Origin of the sequence: Micromonospora sp. SH-82 (genome assembly GCF_051132485.1) — a bacterium.
GTDB lineage: Bacteria > Actinomycetota > Actinomycetes > Mycobacteriales > Micromonosporaceae > Micromonospora.
Genome location: NZ_CP148049.1, coordinates 3986837 through 4000059 on the forward strand (window position 1 = coordinate 3986837; position 13223 = coordinate 4000059).

5 protein-coding genes are annotated in these 13223 nt (G+C 72.3%); 2 read left to right on the forward strand and 3 right to left on the reverse strand.

The window, feature by feature from the left end:
* Nucleotides 1-23 precede the first annotated feature (23 nt).
* Both WHN02_RS17735 and WHN02_RS17740 read right to left on the reverse strand, forming a co-directional pair.
* Complete coding sequence (locus WHN02_RS17735; protein WP_434739848.1) at nucleotides 24-1598, reverse strand: class I adenylate-forming enzyme family protein; 1575 nt, start codon at nucleotides 1596-1598, stop codon at nucleotides 24-26.
* Nucleotides 1595-7066, reverse strand: coding sequence for an amino acid adenylation domain-containing protein (locus WHN02_RS17740; protein ID WP_434739849.1), 5472 nt, complete (start codon nucleotides 7064-7066; stop codon nucleotides 1595-1597). The genes WHN02_RS17735 and WHN02_RS17740 overlap by 4 nt, the downstream gene beginning before the upstream one ends.
* Nucleotides 7067-7297: 231 nt before the next feature.
* Here WHN02_RS17740 and WHN02_RS17745 point away from each other — a divergent pair, with 231 nt between their 5' ends.
* On the forward strand, nucleotides 7298-10192 hold the full coding sequence (locus tag WHN02_RS17745; RefSeq protein WP_434739850.1) for a condensation domain-containing protein: 2895 nt from the start codon (nucleotides 7298-7300) through the stop codon (nucleotides 10190-10192).
* Between the two features lie 150 nt (nucleotides 10193-10342).
* Nucleotides 10343-11320 (forward strand): aldo/keto reductase, encoded by a 978-nt coding sequence (locus tag WHN02_RS17750; RefSeq protein WP_434739851.1) that lies wholly within the window; start codon nucleotides 10343-10345, stop codon nucleotides 11318-11320.
* Between the two features lie 55 nt (nucleotides 11321-11375).
* Here the strand turns inward: WHN02_RS17750 and WHN02_RS17755 are convergent, their stop codons facing one another.
* Nucleotides 11376-13160 (reverse strand): hypothetical protein, encoded by a 1785-nt coding sequence (locus WHN02_RS17755; RefSeq protein WP_434739852.1) that lies wholly within the window; start codon nucleotides 13158-13160, stop codon nucleotides 11376-11378.
* Nucleotides 13161-13223: the final 63 nt, after the last annotated feature.

The window sequence follows — 13223 nt, forward strand, 5'->3', positions numbered from 1 at the left end:
CTCTCCTCGTCCATCGGTCGTCATCAGTCGTCGAACCGGGCGGCGAGTTGCCGTTTGAGCACCTTGCCGCCCTCGTTTCGGGGCAGCTGCTGTACCAGCAGCAGCCGGGCCGGTAGTTGGTGGTCGGCGAGCCGACCGGTGAGGAAGGACCGCACGGCTGGCAGCGTCAGGTCGGTGTCGCAGGGCCGCCCGGTCGGTGGTGTCAGGTCGGTGTCGCAGGACGGCCCGGTCGGTGGTGTCAGGTCGGTGCCGGCGGCCGTCGGCCGGGCGACCAGGACGGCGGCCACCACCGACCCGAGGACCGGGTGGGCGACGGCGACCACCGCCGCCTCGGCGATCCCCGGGTGCTCGTGCAGCGCCGCCTCGACCTCCAGGCTGGAGATCTTGAAGGCCCCGGACTTGATGACGTCCTGGTGCCGGTCGGTGAGGTACAGGTACCCGTCGGCGTCGAGGCGGCCCACGTCGCCCATCCGGACCCAGCCGTCGCGGAAGGTGGCCCGGGTGGCCGAGTCGTCCCGGTGGTAGGAGCGGGGGTGCGGGGAGCGCAGCCACACCTCACCGACCTCGCCGGTGGCCAACGGCCGTCCCTGCGGGTCGGCGATGCGCAGGTCCCCGCCGACCGGGCGGCCGACGGCCTCCCGTCGGGCCGGGTCGAAGATCATCGTGGTCTGTGCCGGGGCGGCCTCGGTGGAGGTGTAGTAGTTCACGACGGTGGCCGCCGGGAACGCGGCGGCCAACCGGGTGGCCACCGCCGGGGGCAGCGCCGCCGCCGTCGACCCCACCAGGTGTACGCCGTCGAGGTCCCGCCCGTCGAGCGCCCCCGAGTCGAGCAGTTCGATGGCGATCGAGGGGACCAGGAACACCGTCCCGGTCCCCTCGGCGGCGATCAGGCGGGCGAACCGGGCCGGGGTGAAACCGGGCAGGGTCAGCGCCGTCGGTCGGGCGGTCAACGCGTTGAACAGCATCGTCTGACCGGCGTTGGTGCCGATCGGGAAGGCGTGCAGGAACCGCTGCGAGTGGGCCAGGGGCAGCCGTCGCGGGTGTCTCGGGGCGCCGACGGTGAGGTTGGCGTGACTGGCCCCGACCCCCTTGGGGCGGCCGGTGGTGCCGGAGGTGTAGAGGATCTGGGCCAGGTCGTCGGGGCGTACCGGATGGTCGGGGCAGGTGTCGTCCTCGGCGCGTAGGAGGGTCACCGGCCAGGACGGCAGGCCGGTCGGGGCCGGGGTCCGGCCGTGCACCACGGCGGTGGCCCGGCAGTGGTCGAGGGCGTACTCCAGTTGGGTGGGGGCGGACCGGTCCGACAGCGGTACGGCCACCGCCCCGGCGCGCAGCGCCCCGCAGTACGCCACCGCGTACCCGATCCAGTCCCGGGCACCGAAGACCAGCCCGACCCGGTCACCCGGGCCGACGCCGCGTCGCCGCAGGGCGGCGGCGACCGCCCCGGCGGCGTCCCACCACTCGGCGAAGGTCAGCTCCGCCACCCCGTGCACCCGCAGCGCCACCTGCTGCGGGTGCACGGCGGCCCGCCAGGCCAGCAGCTCCGGGACGGTCCGGGCCACCGGCGGGACCGGCACCCGGGCGTCGGTCGGGGCGGTCACCTCGGGTCGCCCTCGGCCCGGCCGGCGGCCCGGGCCTGCCGGGCCTCGATCCCGACCAGGTCGTCCGGGGGCGCGTCGGGCACCTCCAGGTCGAAGCGGGACAGGATCCGGGAGCGCAGCGACACCACGGCGGTCAGGGCGATGCCGACCCCGAAGACCAGGTACAGCAGGGCGTGTCCACGTCCGGGACCGACACCGATCACCGCCCCGACAGTGGGTGCGAGGGTGCCGCCGGGCAGCAGCATCGGCTCCACCACCCGGGCGGCGAACGGGGCCACCACCCCCCATCCCAGGGGCAGCGTCGACCAGGCCACCATCTGGTTGAGGGCGAAGACCCGCCCGTGGAACCGGGGCGGCACCTTGGTCTGGACGATCGTGTTGTAGACCCCGTTGACCAGACCGAGGGCGAGGTACATGCCGAACGCCCCGACCCCGACGACCAGCAGGTTCGGGCGCAGCCCGGTGACCACACAGGCCACCGCGATGCCGAGGGTGCCGATCAGGACCGCCCGCATCCGGTAGGTGCGCGGGCCACCCCAGACGAGCATGACCAGCCCGCCGGTGGCCGCACCGACCCCGCCGGTGAGCGCGATCCGGGCCACCTCGCTCAGGTCGGCGAAGCCCAGCACCAGGGGGGAGAGCAGGAACAGCACCGGGAAGAGGAAGAAGTTCAGCGCGGCGAAGAAGGCCAGCATCGCCCGGAACTCCCGGCGGCGCAGCGCGTACCGCATTCCACCCAGGATCTCCTGGCCGATGCTCTCGCGCCGCCGCAGGGCGAGGGTACGGGGGAACCGGACGACGGCGAGGACCCCGATCGCGAACACGTACGCCACCACGTCGATGATCAGGATGCCGCGCAGGCCGACCGCCTCCAGGAGCGCGACGGCGATCAGAGGGACCAGGAACTGGGTGACCCCGGTGGCGGTCTGCGCCAGCCCGTTGGCGTGCCCGAGGTACCGCTTCGGCACGAGTTGTGGCACGGCCGAGACGAAGGAGAGGCGTTGGAACGCCAGCGCCACCGACAGCCAGCCGACGAAGAGGTAGAAGTGCCACACCTGGACCCGGTCGGTGAGGACCAGGGCGGCCAGGGCGGCGTTCGCGCCCCCGGCGGCCAGCCCGGACAGGATCATGATCCGGCGTCGACTGGTCCTGTCGATCAGCGCCCCGGCCAGCGGCGCCACCACCAGTCCGGGAAGCAGACCGATCACCGCGAAGAGCGCGAACCGGGCCAGTGATCCGGTCTCCAGGTAGATGAACAGGGGGATCGCGAAGTTGGTCAGGGCGGTGCCCGTACCGGAGACGATCTGACCGGCGGCGATCAGCCCGAACCGGCGCATGCTCGGCTGCGGGGTCCGGTCCCGGCGTCTGCGCACCGGTGGTCCGTCGTCGGGTGGGGTGTCCCGGCGACCGGCCGGGGGAGGTGGTGGGGATGGGTCGGCGGGCGGGTCGGTGCGTCGGTCGGAGACGGCGACCAGTTCCCACGCGGGGTCCGGGCCGGTCGCCTCCGGGGTCACGACGGCGGCCTCCGGCGTCGGGGCGGCCAGCCGGTCGTGCACGCCGGTGACGATCTCGGCGAGTTCGGCGGCCCGGTACTTCAGGAAGTAGTGGCCGCCCTCGTCGATCACGGCCAGGGCGGTGGCGTCGCTGAGGAAGTGCCACTCCCGGAACCGTTCCTCGTGGTACTCGGTGCCCCGGTCCTGCTCACCGACCACCGAGATGATCGGGGCCCGGAGCGGGTTCACCCGCCGGTGCAGCAGGTCGGTGAAGTACTCCTCGGACACCCGGGCGTCGTGGCGCATCGCCCGGATCAGGAAGGCCACCTCGTCGGGGTCCAGCGTGGCGATCGACGTGCCCTGCGCCTGCAACCAGGTCCGGTAGATCCGGTCACTGCGGATCCGCTCGGCCACCCGCAGCCGCAGCAGCGGTCCGAGGAGCCCACCGGTCGGTCGGCCGAACGGGAACACCGCCCCCAGGTACACGGCCGTCAGGTCCCGACCGGCGGCCTCCAACCGGCGGGCGACCTCCACCGCCAGTGCCCCGCCGGGGCCGCAGTGACCGTAGAGGATCAGCGGACCGGTCACCCGGTCCAGCAGCTGCGCGGCGGCCTCGGTGGCGACCTCGTCGAGCGGTGCCACCTCGTCGGCGAGCCCGATGTCGTGTCCGGGTACGGCCACCGACAGCAGCCGGTACCCGGGGGGCAGCGCCTCGGCCAGCGGCTGGTACACGACGGCGCTGCCCCCGCCGTACGGGACGCAGACCAGGGTGGCCACCGGGGTCCCGGTGACCGGCGGGGTCAGCTCGTGCAGCAGTCCGTCGTCGACGTGGTCGGTGGCGGTCACCCGTCCGGCCAGCTCCCGGACGGTCCGGTGGCGGAACAGGTCCATCACGGTGACCGGGGTGAGGGCGGTGGTGTCCACCACGCCCGGCAGTTCCCGCCGGAGCCGGGCCACCACCTGGGTGGCGAGCAGGGAGTGTCCGCCGATGTCGAAGAAGTCGTCGTCCGCGCCGACCTGCGGCGTGTCGAGGACGACCTGCCAGATCGCGGCGATCAGCGTCTGGACCGGCCCGGACGGGGCGATCCGCTCCCCGGTGGGGGTCTGGTCACCCGGGTCGGGCAGCGCCCGCCGGTCCACCTTGCCGTGTTCCTGCAACGGCAGTCGGTCCAGCCAGACGAACCGGTACGGCACCATGTGCTCGGGCAGCCGCTCGGCGAGCATCCGTCGGATCGCTGTCCCCTCCGGCCGGTCGGCCTCGGCCCCGTCCGGGGTCGGCTCCGGTTCCAGCCAGGCCACCAGCCTGTCGTCGCGCAGCAGGACGGCGGCCTGTCGGACGTCGGGCAGCTCCCGCAGGGCGGCCTCCACCTCACCCAGCTCCACCCGGTATCCGCGGATCTTCACCTGGTGGTCCCGGCGACCGAGGAACATCAGTTCCCCGTCGGACCGCCACCGCCCGAGGTCCCCGGTGCGGTAGAGCCGCGCCCCCGGTGGCCCGTACGGGTCGGGCACGAACCGTTCGTCGGTCAGGTCCGGTCGGTGCAGGTAGCCCCGGGCCAGCCGGTCACCGCCGAGGTGGATCTCCCCGGGGACTCCGACCGGCACCGGCCGCATCCGCTCGTCGAGCAGGTACACCCGGGCGTGCGGCAGCGGCCGACCCAACGGGACCCGCCCGGCCCCCGCCGCCGTCACCTCGTAGGTGGTGACGCCGACGGTGGCCTCGGTCGGGCCGTAGTGGTTGAACACCCGTCCGGCACCCACGGCGGCGAACCGGGCCGCCCACCCCAGGTCGGCCGCCTCCCCGCCGAGGATCAACGCCCGGGCGGGGACCAACGCGGCCTCGTCGACCTCCACGGCCAGGGCGGCCAGGTGCGACGGAGTGATCTTGAGATAGTCGATCCGGTGTCGACGCAGCTCCTCGGCCAGCTCCCCACCGGTGCACCGCCTGTCGATCAGGTGCACCGTCCCGCCGGTGGTCAGGGCCAGGTAGAACACGGTGACGCTGAAGTCGAACGACATCGACTGCAACAGCGCGTACCTGCCGCCCGGGGCGACCCCGAACCGCTCCGCCACCCCGTCGAGGTACCGCAGGACCTGCCGGTGGGCGACAGCCACCCCCTTGGGCGTCCCGGTGGACCCGGAGGTGTAGATGACGTACGCGAGGTGTTCACCCGTGGCCGTCGACGGGGGCGGGGTGACCGGTTCGCCTGCGAGGGATTCGGCCTCGTCGTCGAGGAGGAACACCACGTCGTCGCCGGGCAGGACGTCCCGCAGCCCGGTGGTGGTGAGCACCAGCGTGGGGCGGGCGTCGGCGAGCATCAGGGCCAGCCGTTGCGTCGGCTGCTCCGGGTCCAGCGGGAGGTACGCCCCACCGGCCCGCAGCACCCCGAGCAGCGCCACGGCCAGCTCCACCGACTGTTCCACGAGCACCCCGACCAGGCTGTCCGGCCCGACCCCGAGGGCACGTAGCCGGTGGGCGAGCCGGTTGGCCCGCCGGTCCAGCTCCCGGTAGGTCACCGCGTCCGGTCCGCAGACCACGGCGGGGACGTCGGGGGTGGCGGTGACCCACGGGGTCGGCAGCTCCGCCAGTGTCGACGCGACACCGGTCACCGGTGCGGCCGGCACCTCCCCGGGGGTGCCCAGGTCGAGAAGGCGGGCCTGCTCGGCCTGCTCGACCAGGGGCAGGTCGACCACCGCCAGCTCGGGTCGGGAGACCGCGCCGTGCAGCAGGGTACGGAAGCTCTCGGCGAACCGGGCCGCGGTCTCCGGGTCGAACAGGTCGCTGTTGTACAGAAGCATCGCCCGCAGGCCGTCGTCGGTCTCGCTGACGTAGAGCGACAGGTCGAACCGGGCGACGGTGCCGTCCGCGCCGAACCTCTCGGCGACCAGCCCCTCGGGCCACCGGCCGGTGCCCCGGTCGTAGTTCTGCAGTGTGAACAGCACCTGGAACACCGGCGTCCGGCTCACGTCCCGGGCGACGTTGAGCTCCTTGACCAGCCGTTCGAACGGCACCTCCTGGTGGGCCAGCGCCCGGACCACGCTGTTGCGGGTCCGACGCAGCAGGACCCCGAAGCTCGGTTCGGCGTCGTCGGACACCTCCGGTGCCAGGTCGGCGCGGAGCGAGAGGGTGTTGACGAAGAGCCCGATCACCTCCTCCGACTCGGGGGTGACCCGACCGGCGACGGGAGAGCCGACGGCGAAGTCCCGCTGACCGCTGTACCGGAACAGGGTGGCGTGCAGACCGGCGAGCAGTGTCATGTAGAGGGTCGCCCGGTGGGCCCGGCCGAGCCGACGCAGCCCCTCGGTCAGGTCGGCGTCGATCGCGAACCGGTGGGTGCCGCCCGCGTACGTCTGCACACTCGGGCGGGGCCTGTCGGTGGGCAGCTCCAGCGGGGCGACCCCGGCCAGGGCCCGGGCCCAGTAGGCCAGCCCGTCCCGGGCCGCCGACCCGGTCATCCGTTCCCGCTGCCAGGCGGCGTGTTCGGCGTAGCTCAGACCCGGGGGCGCCGGCGCGGGGGCGGCGTCGCGCAGCACCCCGTACATCGTCGCCACCTCGGTCATCAGCAGGTTCATCGACCACCCGTCGCTGACGACGTGGTGGGTGTCCAGGTGCAGCACGTGGTCGTCGTCGGCCAGCCGGACCAGCAGCACCCGCAGCAGAGGGGCGACGGCGAGGTCGAAGGGGGTCCGCACCCGCTCGGCGACCAGCTGACGTGCTGTCGTCTCGTCGTCGGCCGAGACGACGGTGACCGGCACCCGGACCTTGTCCACCACCTCCACCCGAGGCGTTCCGTCGTCGGTCTCGGTGAAGCACATCCGCAGGCTGTCGTGCCGCCCGGCGACCGCGTCCAGGGCGGCCCCGACCAGCTCCGGGTCCAGTGGACCGTGCAGCCGGCAGGTCGCGTAGACGACGTACCCGGCGGTGCCGGGGGTCAGCTGTTCGGTGAACCAGATCCTTTCCTGACCGAACGACATCGACGCCTCGGTTCGATGTCGGGGAATGGTCCGGTTCGGTGGGTTAGGAGCAGGCCGCGTTGGTACGTCAACATTGGTCACGCGGTTCGCCTTATCCATTGGGGGTGTGCGGAGCAGACAGTTTGCCGACTGCAAACGATGCAACGGAATGGCCTGAACGGCGCACCCCGGAGAAACCGAACGATTGACCTACACCGTTGTCGATCGTCGTTACGGTCAGGAATGCGATTCATGGATGCCGTAGTGCCCGACGAGTGGGCCTCACGACCGGTGGTGCGCGCCGAGTTCCGGGGCGAGGGTCCACTGACCGCCCCGCTCACCTGGGGGCAGCAGGTGATGTGGCGGGCCAACGCCCTGTCCGGATCGAACCACCGGTTCATGAACCTGCGCCGCGCCCTCCCCGTCTCGGACCGGGTCGACGCCGACCTGGCCACCGCCACCCGGGCGGTCGGCGCTCTCGTCGCCCGGCACGCCTCACTGCGTACCCGGGTCCAGCCCTACCGTGACGGCCTCATCCAGGAGGCGGCGGCGGTCGGGGTCCTGCCGCTGCTGGTGGTGGCGGGGGAGGGGGACGGGTCGGCGCAGGCCACTGCCACCGCCGACCTGTTCGGCGACGTCGCGTTCGACCACGCCGAGGAGTGGCCGGTCCGGGCCGCCGTGGTCCTGGTCGACGACCGGGTACGCCAGATCGTGCTGGTGTTCAGCCACTCCACGGTGGATGCCCACGCCGTGGACGTCGTCCTGCGCGACCTGCGGCTGCTCCTGGTGCGGGGCGCCATCGCGGTGCCGGCCGGAGCGCAGTCGGTGCAGGTCGGGCTGCGTCAGCAGGGGCCGGACCGGCTGCGCTCCGCGCGGGCGGTGGCGTACTGGCTGCGGGAGTTCCCCCGGGTGCACCCCCTCGACCTGCCGACTGTCGGGCCGGGGCTGGAACCCCGGCTGCCCCGGGGTGTGCTGGTCTCGTCGGCGCTGGAGCGGGCCGTCCGGCTGGTCGCCGCCCGCCACCGGGTGACCACCTCCACGGCGCTGCTGACCGCCATGACGGCCCTGACCGTACGCGGACGCGACCCCGGCCCGTGCGGCTTCTTCCCCATGTCGCACAACCGATTTCGTCCAGATTTCACACAGACGGTGGCCAATATCGGGCAGATCGGTTTCGGAGTGGTCGACCTGACCGGTCGTCCGAGCTTCGGGGAGCTGTCGTCCCGGGTGTGGAAGGCGTCGCTGAGCGCCTACCGGAACGCGTATTACGACACCGCTGATCTCCGTCGCGGCTTCACCGATCTGGGGTACGAGTACGGCACCGTTTTTCTGCCATATCACTATTTCAACGACGTCCGACTCCCCGGCGGGGAGGGCGGACCACTGCCCACCGTCTCCGAGGCGCAGCTGCGCGCCGAGACGGCCCACAGCACGTACGGGTGGACCGCGGGGCTGGACGTGGCGTCCTGGCACCTGCTGGCGCACGTCGTCGACGAACCGGGTGCCCTCGGCGTCACCCTCTCCGCCGACAGCCGGTTCGTGGCCCGGGACACGGTGCACCAGTTCCTGCGCGACCTGGAGGAACTGATGGTCCGGGCCGCCTTCGCCGACGTCCCCTGGCCGTGGCGACCGACCTCGGACCCGGTCGGTCCGACCCCGGACCCGGTCGCTCCCGTGCCGCCCCGACCGACGCCCGACGCCGACCAGCTCCGGTACGCCCCGTTCGCCGGTGGGATGGACCGCACCGGCCCGCTCACCTGGGGACAGCGGGCCATGTGGCGGGCGGTGGTGGAGTTCGAGTCGACCGAGCGCAGCGTCCTCAACCTCCGCCGGACCCTGCCGCTGTCTCCTCGGGCCGGGGTCGACGTCGACCGGGCGGTCGCGGCGCTCGGATCGCTCGTCGGTCGGCACGAGTCGCTGCGTACCCGGGTCCGGGTCGGCGACGGGGACCTGTGCCAGGTGGCCTCGGCCCGGGGCGACCTGCCGGTGACGGTGCGCACGGCGGAGCCGGGGACGGACCCGGACGGCCGGGCGGCGGCCCGGACCCTGGCGGCCGACCTCGGAGACCCGCCGTTCGACCACGCCGCCGGATGGCCCCTGCGGGCCGCCCTGGTGGTGGTCGACGGGCTGGTCCGGCAGGTGGTGGTGGTGTTCAGTCACTCCACCGTCGACTTCCACGCCGCCGAGCTGGTCCTGCGTGACCTGCGGATCACCCTGCTGCGGGGTGCCCCGGCGACCACCCCCGCCCTCCAATCGCTGGACGTGGCGCTGCGGGAGAGCGGCACCGCGCAGCGGCGGTCCCGGCGGGCCGTGGCCCACTGGATGCGGCAGTTCCGACGACTCCCCGAGGGGATGTTCGAGACGGTCGAACCGGGCGAGGAACCCCGGTACCGGCGGGGCTCGCTGGTCAGCACCGTGATCGACCCGGCCGTCCGGGCGATCGCCGCCCGACACGGGGTGACCACCGCCACCGTCCTGCTCGCCGCGACGGCCGCCGTGGTCACCGCGTCGACCCGCCGGGAGGTCTGCGGGTTGTTCGCCATGTCCAACAACCGGTTCCTCCCGGAGTACGCCCCGGCGGTCAGCAAGCTGAACCAACTCGGGATCTGTCTGATCGACCTCGCCGACCGACCCGACTTCGCCGGGGTGCTCGCCCGGACCCGGGCGGCGTCGCTGGAGGCGTACCGGCACGCCTACTACGACCCGAGGGACCTGGCGCAGGCCTTCACCGACCTCGGGTACGACTACGGCACCGCGCTCGCCCCGTTCTGCTACTTCAACGACATCCGCATCCCCACCGGCGTACCGGAGACCGGTGGCTCCGGGGTGGGCGACGCCGAAGGCCCGGGGCCGGACCCGACGGCGCTTCGGGCTGCCCGTTCGGGCAGTGTCTTCACGTGGTCGGAGTCGCTCGAACGGTTCGCGTGGCGGTGCCGCCTCCAGGTGGTCGACGCCCCCGGGGCGGTGGAGCTGGTCGTCACCGCCGACACCCGCCACCTCTCCGCACACCGGGCTGAAGGGCTGGTACGCGCGGTGGAGGGGCTCCTGGTCGAGGCGGCGGTGGGTGACGTGCCGTGGCCCTGGTGCCCGCCGGACGACCCGGGCACGGATCGAAAGATCCCGTTCCCGACGGCGGTTCGTCCTTGACTGTCCCTACTGGACCCACTAAACACAGTCGGGCACAACCTGACAGGAGTTGTGCAGCACCATCCGACAGGCGTTCCGTGGTACCGGTGGCGGGCCGGTTCTCCCCGTCAAGTCGACGATCAGGGCCACGACGGGGTGGGAGGCGGCCTGGTGCAGGCGACGGAGAAGGCCCGGTTGGGGCGGACCGGGGTGGAGGTGACCCGGCTCGGTTTCGGGCTGGCCCCGATCGGCGGCCTCTACCAGCCGGTGGGGGACTCGGCGGCCAGGGTGACAGTCGAGACGGCGTGGGACCTCGGGCTGCGGTACTTCGACACCGCCCCGCTCTACGGGTGCGGGTTGTCCGAGCGGCGGGCCGGTTCGGTGCTCGCCGGCAAGCCACGCAAGGAGTTCACCCTCTCCACCAAGGTCGGCCGGCTCCTGGTGCCCGGCGGGTCGGGCACCGAGGACATCTGGGCCGAGCCGACCGGCCAGAACCCGACCTTCGACTTCAGCTACGCGGGGGTCCGCCGGTCGTACGCCGAGAGTCTGGACCGGCTCGGTCTGGACCGGATCGACATCGCCCACATCCACGACCCCGACGCCCACGTCGCCGAGGCGCTCGACGGGGCGTACCCGGCCCTGGCGGAGCTGCGGGCGTCGGGTGAGATCGGGGCGGTGAGCGCCGGGATGAACCACGCCGCCATGCTCGTGGAGCTGGCCGGCGCCGCCGACTTCGACTGTTTCATGCTGGCCGGGCGGTACACCCTGTTGGACCAGTCCGGCCTGGCCGACCTGCTGCCCCTGTGCCGGGCGCGGGGGATCTCGGTGCTCGCCGCCGGGGTCTACAACTCGGGCCTGCTGGCCGACCCGCGTCCCGGGGCGTACTACGACTACCTCCCGGCCGACCGGACCCTGCTGGCCCGGGCCAACGCCATCCGGGAGGTCTGCGACCGGCACAAGGTGCCGCTGCGGGCCGCCGCCATCCAGTTCCCGTTCGGGCATCCGGCGGTGGCCAGCGTGGTGGTGGGGGCCCGTGATCCGGGGCAGATCGCCGACAACGTGACGATGTTCGAGTGGCCGATCCCCGGCGGCCTCTGGGCCGATCTGAAACGCTGCGGCCTGCTCCCCGAGGAGGTTCCCACCCCCTGACCGTGGCCGTCTCCCGGTGCCGACCCGCCCGGTGGACGGCTCCGCGGTGTGGTGGTCAGCGCTGTGGCGGGACGTACGGCGCGGGTCGTCCCAGGGTCGGACGGTCGGCTGGTGGTCGTGCCGAAGGGGCGCCGGACACCCGGTGGAGACCGGGGACCGGCATCGCGGCGACGGGGGCGACGTACGCCGTCGGCTGCCGAAGCCGATCTGTCATCTGCTGCACCAGGGTGTCGAACCGGTCCCGTCGGATGGTTCCCGCCGGGTAGAAGTGGCCGATGATTCGCGGGCGTTGCGCGAGGATGTCGAACTCCTGGGGATGGAGTTGGTGCGTCCCCTCCCTTCCCAGGCGTTCCAGCCGTCGGTGGCTGCTGTCGTGGCCGTTCGCCCTGGCCCATTCCTCGTCCGGCGTCCGGTCACCGAGGGCGTCCAGGTAGGCGCGGATGTCGGTCCCCCACCGCTGTCCGTCCTTCCATTCTGGTTGTCTGGTCCGGACCTCGGGCGGGCTGGTCAGGGACTTCTCGTAGTGGGCGCGCTTCCTCGTCCCCTGCGGAAAGTAGTGGTCCAGGAGCTTCGGTGACTGTTGGAGGAGTTCGATCTCCTGGGGGTGGAACGTCCGTCTGTTCCCGAGGTCGAGCAGTCGCTGATGGCTGGCGTGGTGACCGTGCTCTTTGGCCCATTTGCCTCTGGGTGCCGCGTCGCCGAGGGCGTCGAGGTACGCCTGGTGTTCGGCCCTCCACTGTTTTCCGCTTCTTCGGCGTTCGGTCCTCGCCGTGGCTGCGCCGCTCATGCCGACGGCGTTCTCGAAACTGCGGCGCTGAGGGGTTCGCGCCGGGAAGAAGTGGTCGAGGAGCCTCCGTGACCGTTGGAGGAGTTCGGTCTCCTCGGGGCGGAATTTCCGTCCGTTGCGGAGGTCGACCAGTCGCTGATGGCTGGCGTGGTGACCGTTGTGCGCGGCCCAGTCCGCGTTCGGAGCACAGTTGCCGAGCGCATCGGAATACGCTTGGTGCAGCGCCGCCCACTGTCGTCCGTTCCGATGGATCCTGCGAGCTCCCGGTGCCGCCCCGGCGGCGATGTCGGCTACCCCGGAGGTGCCCTGCCCGGGCTCCTGCGCCGGGATCCGGATCAGGTCGTCGTACCGTTCGCGGCCTCGGGAACCTTCGGGAAGAAAGGCTTCACGGAACTCCGGTGCCTTTCGGAAGAATTCGATCTCCTCCGGGGAGATCACGATGCGTCCGGACCTCAGGTTGACCAGTCGGGTCTGACTTCGTCTGTGATCGTTGTCGACGGCCCAACGGTGGGAGGGGGCCTGTCCGCCGAGGGCGTCGCGGTATCTCTCGTGCTCGGCCGCCCAGTCGGCTCCCAGTCTGGGGAGGTACTTCGGGGCGCTCGCCCGGAACCCAGGGGATTCCCGGAGGAAAAACTCCTCCTCGGGACTGGCTTTGACCTGCCCCTTCCTGATGTTCGCCAGCCGGTCGTGGCTGGGTTGGTGCCCATGCTTCGTGGCCCAGGACCGGGACGGTTCTTGTTCTTCCTCGATGAGGGCGTCGCGGTACCGTCGATGTTCCTCCACCCATGCCTGTCCGGCCTTCTTGGTCCCGGTTCTCCGGGCGTCCTCCGGTGCGGTCAGGAGGAGATGTCCACCGTCCGGGCCACTGCGCTGCCGAACCCAGGGCTCTTCGGCAGTCGTCCCGACCTCGCCCGTCTGGTCGATGCCGAGGCTCCGGTCCAACGCCGCGATCTCGTCCGGGGTGAGGGCCGCCCAGGGGGAACCGAGGTCCGGCTCTGGCTCGGTCACCCGTAGCGGCGCGGGCCGGCCGGGGATGCTCCAGGGATCGGTCACGAGGTTCCTCCACGGTGCGGTGCCACGACCGTCCTGACGTCCGGCAACCGGCATCGGTTCAAC